Below are 18,265 nucleotides of genomic sequence, written 5' to 3' on the forward strand. Positions count from 1 at the left end.
CGCCGTCCGCCACCAGGCGGGCGGCGTTTTTTCATGGGCCCGCCAGTCCACCGTCGCGCTCTCGCTGCCGTACGACAGGCCATCCGGACCGCCGCACGTCCAGCCGCCCTGCCGATCGCCGTGGTTCCCTGGCACTGAGCAGGAATTGTGGCGCCGGCACCGGGCGGCCGCGGTTGAGTGGCGGCCCGGCCGGGCGTACCATCGTCCTGCACACCCGTGCACCCGACACACAACGGAGGAACCGATGAGACGCCATGTCGCGGCCACGATGGCCGCTGTTTCTATTGTATTGTTTGCCCTGCCCTGCGCCGTTTCGCTGGCCCAGCCGACGGGTATCAAGCGTACCGTGATCACCCGCGGCGACGTATCGGTGCCGAACCGCGAGGCAGTGGTCGCGCATGTGGAGCTGGCGCCCGGCGCGACCGCGGGCCGCCATACCCATCCGGGCGATGAAATCACCTACTTCCTCGAGGGTGAGGGCGAGTTGCTGATCGACGGCGCGCCACCGCGGCGCGTGAAGGCGGGCGAGGCCATCATCATTCCGGCCGGCACCGTGCACGATGCGCGCAACCCGGGCAGCACCACGACGAAGCTGGTGGGCGTGTACGTCGTCGAAAAGGGGCAGCCACTGGCGACGCCTGCCAAATGATCACCCGGCCAGGCGCCCGGCCGGGAAGGCCGGCGCCGCGGCCAGTGCGCCACGCCAGCGCAACACCAGCGCGATCACCGTACCGGCCAGCAGCACGGCACTGCCGGCGACCACCGCTGCCAGCGGGATTGCCCCGTATTCGGCCAGGCCGCTCAACGGCGCCATCACCAGCATGAGCAGCCCCGCCGCGAATTGCGCCCAGCGCCAGCCGGGCCGGCGCGCATGGTCGCGCAGCAGCAGTGGCGTGAATGCCAGTGCCACGACCGTGCAGCACAGCCACGCGCGCCAGGAAACATCCGTCGCCAGCACCACGGTGCTGCTGCAGACGAGATAGGCGGCGAAGACGAACCCGAAGCGGCGCAGCAGCGCCAGCGCCAGTTGCCGGTTCAGGTCGCGCACCGGCGGCGCGGCGGGCGCGAGGCGCAGGATGCCCTGTTCACCCTGCGTTTTGCCGATGGCGCCCAGCAAGCCGTCGACGTGACTCATGACCGTCAGGAGCATCGACACCAGCAGCAGCGGTATGAACGGGCGCATCGTGCCGCCCCCCGCCAGCGCGCGCCAGGCCAGCGTTCCCGCGGTAAGTACCGCGATGATCACCACCGCGCGGCTCCAGTGGGCACGGCCGCCCAGCGCATCGAGCAGGCGCGTGGCGGGCCGGGCGGGTGAGCGCAGTCGCGCATGATAAAAACTGTCCAGCATGCGGAACAGGCCGCCGACCGCCCCGCCGGGCTGGACGGCCTTGCGCTTGCCGGTCACGCACGCCATGCATGCGGCGATCCGGAAATGCGCATCGCCGCCCTTGGGAAACAGCAGGCGCAGCACCAGGAAGCCTGGTGCCGCAAGCGCCAGCAGGCCGGCCAGCGTGACAGCCGCCTCGCTCGCCGCGAGCACCGTTTCCAGCATGCCGGTGGCAGGCCACGGCAGCCGCGTCGCCAGCCACGCGAACGACGACAGGAATCCCAGCCACGGATAGCGGCAGCACAGCGCGATGTACTGCAGCGCGGCGGCGCAGCCCAGCAGCGCATAGCCGTGGTGGCCAGTAGCGATGCCGAACAGCAGGGCCGGCGGCAGGCTGGCCGCGAGCCACAGCATCGCGGTCAGGGCCAGCAGGTGGCGGCGCATGCCCGGCACCAGGCATGCCGACGCGGGCGTATTCATCCGCATCGCGGTCTGCAGGTACATGGCCCACCACATCACGACCGCGATCGACAGCGCCGCACCGGCGGCCGTCGCGCCGACGACCCGCGGCGCCCAGCCGGCCAGCACGGCCACCAGCGGCAGCAGCGACGCCCCCAGCAGGCTCCACGTGATCCACAGGCTGCCCTGTGCGCGGTGGCGCAGCACGACCTGCAGCAGCAACTGGCGCCAGGCATTCATCGCGTCACCTCTTCGAACAGGTCTTCCAGCGATACCGGGTCGAGGCGCACGCCGGGTGACGAGAGCAGCCGCACGGATTCCTGCGCGGACAGCCGCGCCACGATGCTGAAGGCGCCGTTGTCGTGGCGCACGCGGCCCAGCTCCTGGTCGAGCCGCAGCGTGGCCAGCGCCCTCGGATCGCCGCTGACGCGTCGGGTCCCTTCCAGCAGGTCGTCGAGCGGTGCCTGCAGCGCGATGCGACCGTCCTTCAGGAATGCCACGTCCACTGCGATCCGCTCCAGGTCCGACAGGATGTGCGTCGAGAACAGCACCGTGGTGTCGCGCTCGATCACGTCGTCGACCAGTTCGCGCAGGAAGTCGCGGCGGCCGACAGGATCGAGGCTGGCGACGGGTTCGTCCAGCACCAGCAACTCAGGCTCCGGCGCCAGCGCGCGGATGATCGACAGCCGCTGCTGCTGGCCGACGGACAGCTTGCCGATGCGCTGCCCGCGCGTGGCCGGGTCGAAGCCCCATCGCGCCAGCAGGTTTTCCACCTTGTAGTCGTTCCAGCGCGGGTACAGCGTGCGGAAGTAGGCCAGCAGCTGGTCGGGCGTGAGCCACTCGAACAGGTCTGACCTCTGCGGCACGTAGCCGATGCGCGCCCGCGCCGCTGCCGACAGGTCGCCGGCGGGCTCGCCGAACAGGGCGACGTCCCCCGCCTCCGTCTCGCGCAGCCCCAGCATGCATTCGATCAGCGTCGACTTGCCGGCGCCGTTGCGGCCCAGCAGGCCGATCACCTCGCCGCGGCCGATCCGCCAGTCGACGCTGCGCAGCACGGCCCGGCCGCCGAACGATCGCGTTACCCCCTTCAATGCCACCACGGATGTGTTCATTTTGCTTCCTTCAGGACTTGTTTGAACAGTTCGAGAGTCGTGTGATCGTCCAGCTCCAGCTGCCTCGCTTCGCGCGCCGCCCGCTCCAGCGCCGGCCGCAGCAGGGCCTCGCGTTCCCTGCGCCCTCCCGCCCTGCGCTGTGCCACCTGCATGCCCTGGCCGCGGATGCGCTCCAGCGCGCCCTCCATTTCCAGCAGGTTCCAGGCCTTGGACACCGTCATCGGATTGACGGCCAGCGCGGCGGCCACGTCGCGCACCGAGGGCAGCGTGTCGCCCGGCGCCAGCACCCCGGCGGCGGCGAGGCGCTTCACCTGCTCGATGAGCTGGCGATAGATCGGCTCCGGCGAGCCGGTGGTGATGGCAAACAGCTGTGCGGTATGTTCGGTCATGGCTTGATCGCGGTATGAGCTCGACAGCTGTATAGCTGTATTAGTTGATTGATACAGTATACGGCGAACCTGGCGATGTCAAGCGCTCCATGCAGTGCCGCCCGAACCCGGCCATAATGGCGGCAAAGCATGGCAGCAGTGCATCGCGACGGAAGGAAAATCGATGAGGATCGGCTTGCAAACCTGGGGCAGCCATGGCGACGTGCGCCCTTTCCTGGCGCTGGCGGAGGGCCTGCGGCGCGCCGGGCATGACGTCACGCTCGTCATCACCTGCGTGGACAGCGACGCGTACGGACGCCTGGACTCGCCCTCGGGCGTAACGATCCGGGTCGTGGCATCGCCGGTGCTCGGCCCGGAAGCTGCGGAGGCTGTCGGTGCCACCGTGTTCGGGACGAACGACCCGATGCGGCAGATGGCGCAGATCATGCGCGTTGCCTTCTCCCCTGTCGAAGACGAGATGTTCGCGGCCGCGCAGCGGCTGTGCGCCGAGTGCGACGCGGTGGTCGGGCATTTCTTCGTGCCGCCGCTGCGGGTGGCGGCGGAAGCCGCGGGCGTGCCTTATGTGGCCGTGATGCTGTCGCACGGAAGCGTGCCCAGTGCCTGGAGCCATCCGGTGCCGCTGCCGCGCATGGGCAAGGCAGGCAACCGCCTGCTCTGGTGGTTGACGCGCCTGGCCATCAACCGCGCGCTGAAGCCGGACATCAACACCCTGCGCACCCGGGCGGGCTTGCCGCCGGTGCGCGACGTGGTCGACGAGATGTGGCTGTCGCCCCTGCTGACGCTGGTGGCGGTCAGCCCGGTCATCGCCGAGCACCAGCCTGACTGGCCACCGGCCGTGCAGGTGAGCGGTTTCCTGGACATGCCGAACATCGCCGTCGAAGGCGCGCTGCCGGCGGACTTGGACGGGTTCCTCGCCGCCGGCGAAGCGCCCATCTACATGACATTGGGCAGCTGGATGCCGGCCGATGCCGACTGGCAGGCCCGGACCCTGCGACTGCTGACCGAGGCGGCCCGCCTGGCGGGATGCCGGGCGATCATCCAGAGCGCCGATGCGCGCGGCTGCGGCTTCGTGTCGACGGATGACGTGCTGTATGTGCCGGCGGCGCCGCACCACGCGATCTTTCCCCGCTGCTTCGCGGTGCTGCACCATGGCGGCGCCGGCACCACGCAGTCGGCCACGCTGGCCGGCAAGCCCTCCGTGGTGGTGCCGCACATCAGCGAGCAGCAGCACTGGGGCAGCGAACTGCGGCGCCTCGGCATTGCCGGCAAGCCTGTCCACCGCCGCAAAGCCACGGCGAAAAACCTGGCGGAGCGGATCCGGCAGGTGCGCGATACCCCGGCCATGACGGCGGCCGCGGTGGCTGCGGCTACCAGGATGCGGCAGGAAGATGGCGTGGCCACCGCGGTCGGCATGGTCGAACGGGCGCTCGACGGTGCGAAGCGGCATGGCACGGCAAGCTGAAAGCCTGCCGGACTTCGCGCGCGTTCTCGCGCACAACAAAAAACCGCGCACGGGGCGCGGTTTTTTGTTGGCGGAGCGGCGCGTTACAGCTTGGTCGCGTGCTCGCGGGTGGCGTGGAACGTCAGTTTCGGCCAGCGCTCCTGCGTGAGGCGCAGGTTGACGCCGGACGTGGCCAGGTAGGCCAGGTTGCCGGCGGCGTCGTACGCCACGTTGTGGCCCAGGGCCGCCTCGAAGTCGGCCAGCGCCTTCTTGTCGTCCGACGAGACCCAGCGCGCGCTGCTGATGCTGGTGCCTTCGAACACGGCGTCGACGCCGTATTCGTTCATCAGGCGGCTGGCGACGACCTCGAACTGCAGCACGCCGACGGCGCCCAGCACCAGTTCGCCGCCCTGCACGGGCTTGAACACCTGCACGGCACCCTCCTCGCCCAGCTGCTGCAAGCCCTTGTGCAGCTGCTTGATCTTCAGCGGGTTACGGATGCGCACCTGGCGGAAGAAGTCCGGCGCGAAGTACGGGATGCCGGTGAACTGCAGCATCTCGCCTTCCGAGAAGCTGTCGCCGATCTGCATGTTGCCGTGGTTCGGCAAGCCGATGATGTCGCCGGCGTACGCTTCCTCGACCTGTTCGCGCGACGACGCCATGAACGTGACCACGGACGACACTTTCACCTCGCGCCCGAGGCGCAGGTGCTTGACTTTCATGCCGCGCTCGAAACGCCCGGAACACACGCGCAGGAAGGCGATGCGGTCGCGGTGCGCCGGGTCCATATTGGCCTGGATCTTGAACACGAAGCCGGAGAACGGCTGCTCGGTCGGCTCGACGGAACGCACGGTGGCATCGCGCTCGCGCGGCGGCGGCGCCCAGTCGACCAGCGCCGACAGGATCTCGCGCACGCCGAAGTTGTTGATCGCGGAACCGAAGAACACGGGGGTCTGGATACCGGCCAGGAACTGCTCCAGGTCGAACGGATGGGAGGCGCCGTGCACCAGCTCCACTTCCATGCGCAGCTGGTCCATCTCGAGCGGGAACATTTCCTGTAGCTTCGGATTGTCGATGCCCTTGATGACTTCCACGGTCTGGTTGGCGCTTTCCGAGCCGGCGCGGAACAGCAGCACTTCATCGCGCAGCAGGTGGTACACGCCGCGGAAGTTCTTGCCCATGCCGATCGGCCACGTCACCGGTGCGCACTGGATCTTCAGCACCGATTCCAGCTCGTCCAGCAGCTCCAGCGGATCGCGCGTTTCGCGGTCCATCTTGTTCATGAACGTGACGATCGGCGTGTTGCGCATGCGGCAGACGTCGAGCAGCTTGATGGTCTGCGCCTCGACACCCTTGGCCGCGTCGATCACCATCAGCGCCGAGTCGACCGCCGTCAGCACGCGGTACGTGTCTTCCGAAAAGTCCTGGTGGCCCGGCGTGTCGAGCAGGTTGATGATGTGGTCGCGGAACTCGAACTGCATCACCGACGAGGCAACGGAAATGCCGCGCTGCTTCTCGATCTCCATCCAGTCCGACGTGGCGTGGCGCGCACTCTTGCGGGCCTTGACGGTGCCGGCCATCTGGATCGCGCCCGAGAACAGCAGCAGCTTCTCGGTCAGCGTGGTTTTACCCGCGTCGGGGTGGGAGATGATGCCGAACGTGCGGCGCCGCTGCACTTCGCGCGCGATCAGCGCGGCAGGCTTGGCGCTGGCGGCTTCCTGTTCGGTGGTGGCCTCGATGGCGGGGTTGTTGACTTGGGATTCTTCGGACATGGTGGCGACCAACGGTTCGGCTCGACGGAAAACCGTGGATTTTACCGTTTTTCGGCCAGCTCCGGGCACTTTGCCGCGCATACAAACCGGGGACGGACCCCTGTTCCTCGGAAATTTCCTTAAAACCAGGCGGTCCGGCGATCCGGTCTGTCCCCGGTTTTGCCCGGTTTTGCCGGCGGTTACTCGCCCTTCACGCGGCGCCAGCCGACCGGATGGGCCCCTTCGCCGTCGAGCTCCACGATCGGCCGCGTCAGCGTTTCGCCCTTGGCGGTGGTGGCGATCATCTTCAGCTGGCCGCTCGGCAGCCGCACGATGATGAAGCCGACGGCGGCCGACGTGTTCGACAGCGTGCCGCCAACGATGAGGCCGTTGACGCCGACGCCGCGGCACACGTCCACCGCATAGGCATTGCTGGTGCCGCCCACCGAACACGAGGACGACGACGTGGGCAGGTTCGTCACCACGTTGGCCACGCCGCTGACGATCTTCGGATCGATGTTCATCCGCTCACCGGGGTTGAGCCGCCAGTCGAGGAACCAGCCGCTCTTCTGCGTCAAATCGGCCGCGGCCTCGGTGATCTGGTAGGAGCCCGTGTTGGTGCCGCTGCCCGCGGTGGCCAGCGTCTGCTGCTCCATGGCGCTGCCGCGCACGTTGACGGCAACGCCGGTGTCCTTCACGGCGTACAGGCTTTGCACGTCCGCGTTCGTGGTGTCGGGCACGTCGAGCAGGCGGCCGGTACCGAACAGCACCACGCGCTGCGGGGCCGAGCTGTTGTCGACGGCGCACAGCGTCACGTCGGGCCGCGTGGTGATCGGCTGGCCGGCGCCGGCATCGCCCAGCTTCAGCACGCCCACGCCGCCGTCCGTGGCGGTGAGGTCGAAGCGCCACATGCGGCCATCGTTGTCGCCGCCATAGATGTGGGTGACGAGCGGGTCGCCGTTCGGATCGGCCGTGATGGCGGTGATCTTCGCCAGGCCCGATGGCGTGCCGGTGTCGCCGCTGTTCGTGGTCACCGTCTTCAGCACGGCGCCCGTGGCGACGTCGACGATGAACAGGTAGCCCTTGCCGTCGCCGGTATCGATACCGTCCACGCCCGGCACGTTGTTGTAGCCGGACGTGAGGAAGACCACCCACCGTTCGCCGCCCGAGCCATCCTTCCACGTGCCGAACTGCGGATTGCCGAACGACAGGCCCATGTTGGGCACGGCGTTCGCGCACACGTCCGCATCGGCGCACAATTCCCACAACTGCCTCGGCTGGCGCGGGTCCGTGATGTCCAGCGCATAGTAGCCACGGCCGCCTGCGTTCAGGCCGGCCACCAGCACGGTGCGCCATGCGCCGTTGATAAGCACATCGGCCACTTCGGGCGAACCGTCGGTGGTGAACTGGTGGTTCGTCGCATACGTGGTGGAAGACAGCGCCGGCAGCTTCTTCATCGTGATGCGGGGCACGTAGGCCCATAGTTCCTCGCCGTCGGCCGCGCTGAACGCGTGCAGCATGCCGTCGTTCGCCGCCGTGAATACGGTCGCCACCTGCCGCGCCGCCGTCTGCGCATCGCGGAAAGCCGAATAACCGCTGGCCGTGTAGGCCTTGCGCGGGTCGCGCACGTAGGCCGGCTTCGACGACGCGATGTCGCCCAGCACGATGGGGATCGACGGCGTGTCGCCGCTCATCGAATAGGCGCGGAAGATGCGGTCGTTGGCATGCTGCTGCTGGCCGCGCAGCCAGTTCACCAGGTTGTCGCCGCTGTTGACGATGGCGCGGTCGGCCACCGACAGCAGCGTGCATTGCGGCAGGTTCGGGCACTGCCCGTTGAACCACGCCTTCTCCTGCGCGGTCATGCCGTCGTAGCGGAACGGCTTCAGTGCGCCCGCACCCTGCATGTAGATGCTGCGCGTATCGGTGGCCGCGGCGACCTTTTCGCCGACGGTATCGGTGGTGGTCCACACCGTGGTGGCGCTGACGATGCCGGTGGTGGGATCGATCTTGCGGTCCGACAGCTCGCCATACCACTTCACGGTGGTGAACGTGTCCGAGAAGATGTCGTTGTCCTGCAGCGAGATGTTCGGCGTGGACGTGGCGGCGGCCGATGCGGCGCCCAGCGTCACCTGCATGTTCGCCAGCGCGGACGACAGGCCTTCGACGACTTCGCGCGGCTCGTTGGCGCTGAAGTACTTGCCGTGGCCGTTGATGGCAGCGTGCCACAGGTCGTCCACCCGCTCCTGCACGGTATTGCCGGTATTCGTCACGTCGGGATTCGGCCACACATAGGCGCCGCCCCCGTTCCATGGGCAGCCGGTCTGCACGCGCGTGATCAGGTTGTAGAAATCGCCGCCCGCCTTCGGCGCGGTGTCGTAGTTCGGTTCGTAGGTCATCACGCCGTCCATGCCCAGGCCCAGCGTGTAGGTGTTCATGTGCAGGTGCGTGTTCTCGCCTTCGGCGGCCGGCACCTGGCCGGGCCGCGTCATGTCCGGCTCCAGGTCGGGGCGCAGCGAGACGGTGGTAGTGGACGACCCGCCGTTGTACCAGTGCAGCGCCACGTCGGAAATCGAGGGCTGCGACTGGTTGCGCGTGTCCACGCAGCCGCGCCCGTAAGTGCAGAAGCGCGACGGGCTTTCCGCGTTGTCGTTGTTGACCACGTTGCCGGTCGAGCTGCCGTTCCAGTAGCCGTCGGTGGTGAGGATCAGGAAGTTCTGCTGGCACGGGAACTGCACCACTTCCTGGCCGGAGCTGTAGTTGTAGGGCGACAGGTTGGCGAACATGCGGCCCACGTTGTCCATCGCCGTGCGGATCGGCGTGGCGCCGCTGCTGGTGGTGTTGTACAGCGTGCCGTACCAGTTGCTGCGCGCGGTGCCCGTGAAATCGGCCGGCTTCATGTCGATCGCATTGCCGGCGCCCGCCTGCGACAGGCGCACGAAGCCCACGCGGTAGTTCGCGTTGATGGCGGCAAAGGCGATGCCGACCGATGTCTTCATCATTTGCAGGCGGTTCTTGTAGTACGCATACCAGTTGGCGAAGTTGGTCATCTCCTCGTCGTAGGTGCACACCGCCGTCTGCGCCACGCAGTCGCTGCGCGCCGCCGCCTTCGGGTAGGTGCGGCCAGGCACGATGTTCACGCGCGAGAAAGCGCTCGGCAGCGACGACAGCGCCGTGGTGGTGACCGGGATGCCTTCGACGATGCTGCTGGCATTGACCGTGCCGAACGTGACGTTGTTGTTGTTTGCCACGGAGCCCGTCAACGCGGCGCCATTCGCCGTGGCGTTCACGTTGACGACGCACACCGTGGTGGACGGTTCGTTGGCGCATACGCCGGTGGCGGCATCGCCGCCCAGGTAGGCGCGGTGCGTGTTGCGCGTGCCCGATGCATTGATCGCCTGCACGATCGCCACCGCCGACTGCGCGGGCGACATATTGCGCAGCGAGACCGTGCCCGTGATCGTCGTGTTGCCGAGCCGGATATTGCTGATGGAGCCGGAGTTGCGCATGCTGCCGGTGCCGCCGATGCGCAGCAGCGCCGTGGGGGGCTGGCCGGTGGTGGCCGGCGTGGTCTGCACCGATGGCGCATCCACTTCGAGGCCCCAGCCCTGGCGTGTGTTCTGGGTCGAGTCTTCGCGGATCGTGCTGCAGTTCGTCATCGACTTGGTGCCGAACGCACAGGTGATCGGGATCACGGCGACGACATTGTCCGACGTGAGCGTGATGCCCATCGACGAGCATGCCGGCACGGTGGACGATCCGGTCGGCGTGCGCACACAGGCCCAGTAGGAATTCGTGCCCAGGCCGGTGCGGGCGATGATGCTGGCGGCGACCTGCGTGGCCAGCGCCTGCTGCCGGGCGGCGGTATTGGTGCCGTTCGATGCGTTGACGGCGCCGTTGCTGATGGTGATCGGCGAATCGGGGGACGCGGGATTGATGACGGTGACGGATGCGACCTGCATGGCCGACGTGGACACCGTGGCGCCCAGCGTGATCGTGCCGTGCGCAATCGTGGTCGTGGGCGGCGACGAATATTTCGGGTAGACGTAGCTGCCCACGCGCTTGGCCTGGCAGGTGCTCAGCACGCGGTTGCTGCACCAGCGCACCGTGGCGGGCACCGGATAGCCCACCGGCGCGGCGGCACCGGCAGCCACCGACGTGCATGAGGTAAGGCGCTCGTCGCGGCAGTATTCGGAAACGGCGATATTGTAGTAATACGGGCCACCGCTGATGGCGGCCGCGTTGTAGTAGGCGTTGTCCGGATACGTGTAGGTGGCGGTGTTGATGCGGCAATCGCTCTCGTCGCTGCCGTTGCACCACTTCAGGTCCGGGAACTGGGTCAGCAGGTTGATCGCGGTGTCGGGCGAGCCGTACAGGTTCGTGTTGCTGCGCCCGAAGCCGTCGCTGGGCACGTTGGTCCAGCTAGCCGTTTGCGCGGCCGTCATCTCGGGGTAGTACGTGCCATCCCACTGGATCGGCACGCCGTAACGGATGCGCGGGTTGTAGTACTGGCGGTTGAAGTCCGCGCTCATGAATGGCGGATGGCCGACGTTGCAGGCGGTGACGCCGCTGGCCAGCGTGAGGCGCGAACGGCAGATGTTGTCGTTCACGTAGTCCGGCGTGTAGGTCTGGTCCATCGAGCCGGAGTTATCGAACAGCAGCATCAGGTTCGGCTTGACGGTACCGGTGCCAGCGATGTTCAGCAGCGGCACCTGGGCGATATTGGTGGTGGCGGCCTGTGCCGGGGTGGCCAGCAGCATCGGCACCAGCAGGAGCAGATGCAGGAGCGGGTTGGCCAGCCGGGCCGGGAAGTTCGTCGTTGCGGTCTTCATTGGAGTCTTTTCGCCTACGGGCCCATCATCACGACGGCCTGGTTCATGACATTGCCGCCGCGCGCGCCGGCGATCCGCGCGGTGATCAGGTAATGCAGCTGCGGCTTGCCCTGGTAGGCCGGGGCATCGGAGGACAGGCTGTCGCCCGCGCGGGTGCGGGCCTGCAGCGTTTGCCGCGCCGCCGTCAGCGAGCAGTTGTTGGTGTTGTAGTCGCCGGGGAACTGGCACATGCGGTGGATCACGTATTCCACCTGGTTGCGCCGGCCCGCGTCCCACACGGTCACGGAACCCTGCCAGAACGCCGGGTTCGACACGCCCTGCCCCGCGCCGGGATTGGTCGTGGCCACGTAGCCGGCGGCGGGGATATCGTTATGGAGCACGCTCTTGTCCGGCCGGGTGCTCAGCCAGTCGTAGGCGGTGTGGATGCCCAGGTCGGCCGCCTTCGACAGCGCATCCTCGTGGGCCAGGTTCGACGTGGTGAGCGCCGTCGAGTTGGTGGAGCGCAACAGGTAGACGCTGCTGACCATCATCACGACAAGCATGATCAGCATGACCGGCAGCGCCAGGCCGCGCGCTTGTTGCAGTTTCATCATGGCCGCCACCCCGCGTTGCGGATCGGGACGATCGTTTCAAACACGCGGTAACGGTAGCAGGTCCAGCTGACGGCGTCGTTCGGCACGCCGAGCGCCACCTGCACGGGCGCCGCGGCCACGCCGGCCGGCACGGCGGTACCGAATACGGTCAGCGGCGCGGTGGTGGCGGTGCACGTGGCCTGCCTTGCCGCGGGCCGCTCCGGCACCGCGCCCCGCGCGACGACGGCGATGCGCAGCGCGGCAATGCGCTGCCAGTCGCCCGGTGCGCCAACGCTGCCATCGCCATCCGCATCGACCATGGCGGCGCTCCAGCTCCCCACCCGCATGCCTGCCTTGGGATCGAACGCGCTGCCGGCGCGCGTGTCGAAGCCGTACTGCGCCTTGAGCGCCACCACGTTGCCGACCACGGCCTGCGGCCGGGCGCCCGTGCCCGCCAGGTCGGTGGCCCGCAGCTGCAGCACGCCGTTCGCCACGGACCAGGTGTGGAACGACAGCTTATTGGCCGGGCCCAGGTTGAACACCCTTGCCTGGCCGCCGTTGTACAGCACGCCGAGGTTGCCGGTGTTGTAGCGCCACGCGCTGCCGGCCGCGATCTGCAGCGCGCTGCCTCCCGGCACCGCCGACAGCTGCGCCACCGAGCACTCGCCGCCGGCCGGCTCGGGCGCGACGACGATCACATCGCCCTGGTTGAAGCCGAACGGCGCCACGCTGGCGACACCGATCGACGTGCCGCCGATGTAGTTTTGCCAGACGCTGGTGGAGCCGGCGCCCGCCATGCCGGTTCCGGAATACAGGGTGAGCGTATCGGAACCCGTGCCGCCATCGGCGATCACGGCCGGGGCCAGCGGCGTGATCGCGGCGCCATCGCGCGCGGCCGTGGCCAGTGCAAAGCCTTCCGTATCCGTCATGCGCGTATTGCAGCCATTGACGAGGTCGTCGTTCAGGCCCCAGCCCGCCTGCGACGCATCGGTATTGATCGAGAACAGCGCCAGCATGCCGTTCTGCATGGCATCGGACCCGCCGACGGACGCAGCCTTGCTCTGCTCGCCGCCGATCATGAGCCGGGTAGCGAACATGACGGCCAGCAGGCCGATGACGACCGAGACCATCAGCTCGACGAGCGAAAAGCCTGCTTGCGCTGTTGCATTCGTTCGCATGGCGGTCACCGGATATAGGCCGTGACGAGGTGCGTGCGGTCGTCGTCGCCCTGCTTGCGGCGCCAGCGGATTTCGATGTCCACTCGGGTACGCTGCGCTTCGGCGGCCGCGGCCACGCGATAGCGCGCACCGGGAATCGCGGCCGACGTTTCCGCGGCCCACGGCGCCAGCGCCGCCGGCGCCGTGGCACCGAGCGCAACCTGGTAGGCGGCCAGGTTGGCCACGTCGTTGTTCATGATGCCGACGAGGCGATCGGCAGCCAGCGTCGCCTCGGCCCGCATCGCCGAGTCGGCCAGCGCCGAGTACGAGCGCGCCTGCAGGCCGATCGTGCCCAGCAGGCCGAGCGCCAGGATCACCACGGCGATCAGCGCTTCGAGCAGCGCGATGCCCTGCTGGGTGCGGGAATGGCCCGGCATCATGGCGGACAGGCCCGCGAATCGGGAGCGGCAACGGCAGGGTCGCATTTCGATGCCATGCCGGCCAGGGTGACAGCCACCGCCGCGGCGCGCACGTCGCCTGCGAGCGCTGCCGACGGGTCCAGGCGCAGCCGTTCCAGCCGGTTTCCGATGCTGGTGTCGACCCAGCCCAGTTCCGTGAAATACACGGCATTCGCTTCTTCAGGCGTGACGGCCGGGATCAGGATGTCCGACGGCGGCAGCGACGCGGCCGCGCGGAGCACGGAGCGGAAACCGGCCGCGCCCTCCGGATCGCCGCTGGACGCCGCATCCGGGGTCGACCAGTTGCCGCCATCGTCCGTACACGGCACGCCGGGTGCCGGGAAGCACAGGTCCACTTGCCAGTCGAACTGGCCATTGGTGCCGGGCGTGAGGACGAAGCGGCTGCGGGCGTTGTGCGTGACCGCCTGGCGGCGCGCCATCGACAGGCCGTCCAGGTAAAACTCCGACGCCGCTTTCGCCTTGTTCGCCACGACCCAGTTCGTCATCCCTGGAATGCCCACGGCCAGCAGGGTGCCGAGCACGGCAACGCCGACCATCACCTCGATCAGCGTATAGCCCCGCCGTGCTCTCAGCTGGAGCATTGGCCGCCTTTCTTGTCGACCCAGCACACGGTGCTCGTGCCCCATGTCGGTGTCGCCGTGGTGGTGCGCGTGCCGTTCTGGTCGATCGTATAGGTAAAGCCCGTCATCTTCGCGCGGCCGGTTGCCGTGACCGTGAACGTGGACGCGGTGGCGTTGCTGAGGACGTACGTGAAATTGGGCGTTGCGGCGGGGAAGCCGCTCGACTGGTCGAAGCCTGCGTAGTTGCGCTCGTTGTTCCAGAACTGTTCGGCGTTCATCTGCGCCGCGCCCAGTGCCGTGAAGGCTTCGGCGGTGCGCGAGCGGGTCACGTGGTTGCTGTAGGCCGGGATCGCCACGGCGGACAGGATGCTGATGATTACGATCGTAATCAGCACTTCCATCAGTGTGAAACCTTGTTGGGCGTGTTTCATGGGAGCCTTTGACCTATCGAGCTGACTGTCGGATATTGACGCACAGCAATTTTACGTCAGAAACTATCGTTTCTTAAGGGAATAGAGCGAAAAAGTTGGGAGTGTTGCGTCGTTGAAGAAACCGCGGCAGATGACCGGCTGCATGGGAGCTTGCGCGATACGGCCTCGTGTAGGAACACGCCGCACCACTCTCGGTTGGGAAGTTCAGGCAGCGTGCTCAGCCGTATCCGGTGCGTATTGCTGCAAGCAATGTTCGCTGCCGTACGGATAACTCGAAAAACACCCAAATCCAGGCTGGGCCTTGCTTTCCGGGCCTCTGGAGCGTCATTCGCCTAAACCGTGCGCCGAGACCGTACCTTCTATGATATGAAAATAAACAGTTTCCGTAGGACTAGACTGACAATGGCTGATCTAACCAGCCTACACCCCGTCGGAAACCCGTCTTATGTTCGTTACCTACATAGGAACTTAAAGTACTACCAACGTGATCGGCGCCGTGCGGCATTTAACCGATAGTCGCAATTCATCAGCGAAGCAGTCGACGCGATTTCCTGTACTTAAGCTCGTGAGGATAAAAATGAACAACACTCAACTTGGCGTTTCCGAAAAAACCATGATGCCGCTGGGCGGCGCGCGGGAAGCCACGCGGCCGGTGATCAGCTACAGCGGTACCCAGCAAAATGAATTGCTGGCCGCGCTGCCGCGTCATGTGCTGGAGTCGTTGTTCGAACACCTCGAACTGGTGCAGCTGCCTTTTGGCAAGGAACTGTTCGAATACGGCAGCAAGCTCGAGAATGTGTATTTCCCCACGACGGCCATCGTTTCGCTGCTGTATGTCATGGAAGACGGTGCCACGACGGAGATCGCCGTGGTCGGCCATGAAGGCGTGGTCGGCGTATCGATGTTTCCCGGCGAGCGCGCCATGTGCACCGCGGTCGTACAGAGCGCCGGTTATGGCTACCGCCTGAAAGCGCAGGCATTGCGCGATGCATTCAACCAGGGCGGCGCCCTGCCCCAGTTGCTGATGCGCTATAACACCGCGTTGTTTGCCCAGATGGCGCAAAACGCCGTGGGCGGACGCCACAGCTCGATCGAACAGAAACTGTGCCGCTGGCTGCTGGACCGCCTGGACCGCTCGCCGACCAACGAACTGAAGGTCACGCAGGAAATGATCTCGATCATGCTGGGTGTGCGCCGCGAAAGCATCACGGCCGCCGCCGGCAAGCTGCAGGAGGACGGCCTGATCACCTACCGCCGCGGCAATATCACTGTACTGGATCGTGCGGGACTGGAACGCTATGCGGGCGAGTGCTACAAGGTGGCAAAGACGGAATATGATCGTCTGCTCGTTGACGTAGCGGGCTGCTGACCTGCCGCTGCGCAGATTCTCCTTCCAACGGCGCGCCATTCCTGAGCGGAATGCGCGCCTCGATGCATGTGCCCTTGTCGCCGCGCCCGCGGCGGATCGTCAGGGTTCCTCCCAGCAGCAAGGCCCGTTCCCGCATCCCGAGGATACCGTGTGACATGGGCTTGGCCAGCGTGTTCGACGCGATGCCGACGCCATCGTCGATGATCCTCAAGACGATGCCCTCGCTTGTCCGTATCAGCGTCACCGACACCCGGCTTGCCTGCGCATACTTGCGGATATTCGTCAGCGATTCCTGCACGATGCGGAACAGCGCGATCGACAGGCTGGCATCGCCCTCGCGGACGATACCATCGATTTCCGGACCGATTTCCGTCTCGCATGGCAGTTTCGTCATACGCGAGAAATCGTCGGTACAGCTGTCGATCGCGGCACACAGGCCCAGGTTGTCCAGCAGGCTGGGCCGCAGGTTCTCGATGATGCGGCGCTTCAGCTCCACCGTTTCCACCAGCGTGCCGCGCGCCCGTTTCAGCTGGGCTGCCAGGTCGGGCTGCGTCTTTTGCAGTTGCAGCATGACGGCGCCGATATCCATGCCGATCGACGTCAGGTTGGCGCCCATTTCGTCGTGCAGCTCGCGCGACAGGCGGGATTTTTCATCCTCGCTGATGCTGATCAGATGCCGCGACAGCACCGATAACTGCTCGGTACGCTGCGCCACCATGGCTTCCAGGTTTTCATTCGATTGCTGCAGCGCGTGTTCGACGGCTGCCTGCCGGTAGTAGCTGCGCCCGACGAGGCGATAGAACATCACCAGCACCACGATCGCAACGGCATTGATCAGCACACCCAGCACCAGCGCGCGATGGTATTCGTCGTAGAAACGCGCGCTGCGCGCTTCCAGCGTTTCATTCTGTTCCTGGATCATGATCACGGTCTGCAGGCGGATCTCGTCCATGCCGCCACGCTCGTCGCCGTAGCGGGAAATATTGACGATCTCTTCGAGTCCGCCGTGGCGATAGACATCGATGGCCTGGTTCAGCATCGACAGCTTGCGACGGATCAGCGTGTTGAGCTGGGCCAGGTTCTTCAGTTGTGCGGGGTTATCGGCCAGCAGGCCCTGCAGGTGGCGCACTTCCGCCTCGGTTTTCGACTGCACGGCGCGCATCGGACCGAGATAGACATCGTTGCCTGAAATGAAATAGCCGCGCATGCTGCTTTCAGCATCCTGCACGAGCACGTCCAGGTATTGCAGGCGCTCGGCAACACGCGAGCTTTGCAGTACCTGTGCGTTGGCACTCTTCAGCGCTTCGAGGTTATGAAAGAGAAACAAGCCGTTGACGACAAGGATCAGTGCGCACGTGACGCACAATACGGTCTTGTAGAGCGGCAGCCGGTAATGTGGCGCTGCCTTCGCTGTGAAATACATCCTGAAGCATCCTTCGCTGACGCGGACGGCGGGCAGGCCATTATAGCCCGCACGCCGATTTAATGCCCCACGGAAATACCGCCAGAGTGAAAATATTGCCCTCTGGAACAACAACCCGCCATAAAAAAACCGCCAGGACCGATCCGGAAGGATCGGCGCTGGCGGCTTTCGATACTGCGAACCGCTGTCAATCCAGCAGGTTGTTCTTCATAGCATAGTAGGTCAGGTCACTGTTCGACTGCAAGCCCATTTTCTCCATGATCCGGGTGCGATATGTGCTCACTGTCTTGATGCTGAGCGACAGCGCGGTGCCGATATCGGAGACGGTGGCGCCGCGGGCAAGGCGCAGGAAGACCTGGAATTCGCGGTCCGACAATTCGGTGTGCAGCGCCGTGTTCGGATCGCGGTCGAAGCTCTGTGCCAGCAGCTCGCCCACTTGCGAGCTGACATAGCGACGCCCCTGGAACACGGTACGCACGGCCGTGATCAATTCATCGGCTTCGCATTCCTTGTTCAGGTAGCCATTGGCGCCCATCTTGAACAGGTTGAGCGCATATTGCTGCGCCGGGTAGCCGGACAGGATCAGCACCGGCAAATCGGGCTGGCCCTGGCGGATCGTGCGCAGCGTGTCGATACCGCTCTGGTCGGGCATGGCGATATCGAGCAGCAGGACATCGCAGATTTCGCGGCGCGCGATATCGAGTGCCTCGCGCCCTGTGCTGCCTTCCGCCACGACGGAAAATTCGTCGGATTGCGAAAAGATCTGTTTGAAGCCTGCTCGTACTATCTGGTGATCGTCACAAATGGCAACGCGTATCATTGTTTCCCTCGTTATCCCTGGCTTGGGAGTGGCCCTGGATCGCTCGCCGAGCGTCTGTATTTTTCACTAACAGAATTACAACGTTGATATTGTAACACCAATCATTTAACGTTCGGACCCGTTGTCGCGCCTACAGACGGGAACAT

15 protein-coding genes are annotated in these 18,265 nt (G+C 66.0%); 3 read left to right on the forward strand and 12 right to left on the reverse strand.

Annotation, left to right across the window (positions count from 1 at the left end):
* The first annotated feature begins 268 nt into the window (after positions 1 to 268).
* Positions 269 to 649 carry a cupin domain-containing protein gene (locus ACY65G_RS20945; RefSeq protein ID WP_464999272.1) on the forward strand — a complete coding sequence of 127 codons (381 nt, stop codon included), beginning with the start codon at positions 269 to 271 and terminating at the stop codon, positions 647 to 649.
* On the opposite strand, the gene ACY65G_RS20950 is transcribed toward ACY65G_RS20945, so the two are convergent.
* From ACY65G_RS20950 to ACY65G_RS20960, 3 genes are read right to left on the reverse strand one after another with little or no spacing between them, the layout of a single operon-like run.
* Positions 650 to 2,026 (reverse strand): hypothetical protein, encoded by a 1,377-nt coding sequence (locus ACY65G_RS20950; RefSeq protein ID WP_464999221.1) that lies wholly within the window; start codon positions 2,024 to 2,026, stop codon positions 650 to 652. It abuts the gene before it with no gap.
* Entirely contained in the window at positions 2,023 to 2,898 is an 876-nt protein-coding gene (locus tag ACY65G_RS20955; protein ID WP_464999222.1) for an ABC transporter ATP-binding protein, read from the reverse strand. Before ACY65G_RS20955 ends, ACY65G_RS20950 begins: the two co-directional genes overlap by 4 nt.
* Positions 2,895 to 3,287 carry a GntR family transcriptional regulator gene (locus tag ACY65G_RS20960; protein ID WP_464999223.1) on the reverse strand — a complete coding sequence of 131 codons (393 nt, stop codon included), beginning with the start codon at positions 3,285 to 3,287 and terminating at the stop codon, positions 2,895 to 2,897. The genes ACY65G_RS20955 and ACY65G_RS20960 overlap by 4 nt, the downstream gene beginning before the upstream one ends.
* A 163-nt stretch (positions 3,288 to 3,450) precedes the next feature.
* On the opposite strand from ACY65G_RS20960, the gene ACY65G_RS20965 reads away from it, so the two are divergent.
* Positions 3,451 to 4,749: a glycosyltransferase gene (locus ACY65G_RS20965; RefSeq protein ID WP_464999224.1), complete on the forward strand. Its 1,299-nt coding sequence runs from the start codon at positions 3,451 to 3,453 to the stop codon at positions 4,747 to 4,749.
* Between the two features lie 83 nt (positions 4,750 to 4,832).
* Here ACY65G_RS20965 and ACY65G_RS20970 read toward each other — a convergent pair whose 3' ends face one another.
* The 7 genes from ACY65G_RS20970 to ACY65G_RS21000 all read right to left on the reverse strand — a co-directional run bounded on the left by ACY65G_RS20970 (position 4,833) and on the right by ACY65G_RS21000 (position 14,507).
* Positions 4,833 to 6,500, reverse strand: a complete 1,668-nt coding sequence (locus ACY65G_RS20970) for a peptide chain release factor 3 (protein ID WP_130188806.1) — start codon at positions 6,498 to 6,500, stop codon at positions 4,833 to 4,835.
* A 179-nt stretch (positions 6,501 to 6,679) separates the two neighbouring features.
* Positions 6,680 to 11,308, reverse strand: a complete 4,629-nt coding sequence (locus tag ACY65G_RS20975; RefSeq protein ID WP_464999225.1) for a pilus assembly protein — start codon at positions 11,306 to 11,308, stop codon at positions 6,680 to 6,682.
* A gap of 14 nt (positions 11,309 to 11,322) precedes the next feature.
* Positions 11,323 to 11,901 (reverse strand): pilus assembly PilX family protein, encoded by a 579-nt coding sequence (locus ACY65G_RS20980; RefSeq protein WP_464999226.1) that lies wholly within the window; start codon positions 11,899 to 11,901, stop codon positions 11,323 to 11,325.
* Positions 11,898 to 13,058 carry a PilW family protein gene (locus ACY65G_RS20985; RefSeq protein WP_464999227.1) on the reverse strand — a complete coding sequence of 387 codons (1,161 nt, stop codon included), beginning with the start codon at positions 13,056 to 13,058 and terminating at the stop codon, positions 11,898 to 11,900. Before ACY65G_RS20985 ends, ACY65G_RS20980 begins: the two co-directional genes overlap by 4 nt.
* Positions 13,059 to 13,063: 5 nt before the next feature.
* On the reverse strand, positions 13,064 to 13,477 hold the full coding sequence (locus ACY65G_RS20990) for a type IV pilus modification PilV family protein (RefSeq protein WP_464999228.1): 414 nt from the start codon (positions 13,475 to 13,477) through the stop codon (positions 13,064 to 13,066).
* Positions 13,474 to 14,097, reverse strand: a complete 624-nt coding sequence (locus ACY65G_RS20995; protein ID WP_464999229.1) for a pilus assembly FimT family protein — start codon at positions 14,095 to 14,097, stop codon at positions 13,474 to 13,476. The genes ACY65G_RS20990 and ACY65G_RS20995 overlap by 4 nt, the downstream gene beginning before the upstream one ends.
* The gene (locus ACY65G_RS21000) at positions 14,085 to 14,507 is read right to left on the reverse strand and encodes a type IV pilin protein (RefSeq protein ID WP_464999230.1); all 423 of its coding nucleotides are present in this window, start codon (positions 14,505 to 14,507) and stop codon (positions 14,085 to 14,087) included. The genes ACY65G_RS20995 and ACY65G_RS21000 overlap by 13 nt, the downstream gene beginning before the upstream one ends.
* Before the next feature lie 577 nt (positions 14,508 to 15,084).
* Here ACY65G_RS21000 and ACY65G_RS21005 point away from each other — a divergent pair.
* Positions 15,085 to 15,876 (forward strand): Crp/Fnr family transcriptional regulator, encoded by a 792-nt coding sequence (locus tag ACY65G_RS21005; protein WP_464999231.1) that lies wholly within the window; start codon positions 15,085 to 15,087, stop codon positions 15,874 to 15,876.
* On the opposite strand, the gene ACY65G_RS21010 is transcribed toward ACY65G_RS21005, so the two are convergent.
* The gene (locus ACY65G_RS21010) at positions 15,773 to 17,299 is read right to left on the reverse strand and encodes a CHASE3 domain-containing protein (protein WP_464999232.1); all 1,527 of its coding nucleotides are present in this window, start codon (positions 17,297 to 17,299) and stop codon (positions 15,773 to 15,775) included. The genes ACY65G_RS21005 and ACY65G_RS21010 overlap by 104 nt on opposite strands.
* Positions 17,300 to 17,486: 187 nt before the next feature.
* Positions 17,487 to 18,119, reverse strand: coding sequence for a response regulator (locus ACY65G_RS21015; RefSeq protein ID WP_130188797.1), 633 nt, complete (start codon positions 18,117 to 18,119; stop codon positions 17,487 to 17,489).
* Positions 18,120 to 18,265: the final 146 nt, after the last annotated feature.

The organism is Pseudoduganella sp. jia 12 (assembly GCF_055502675.1).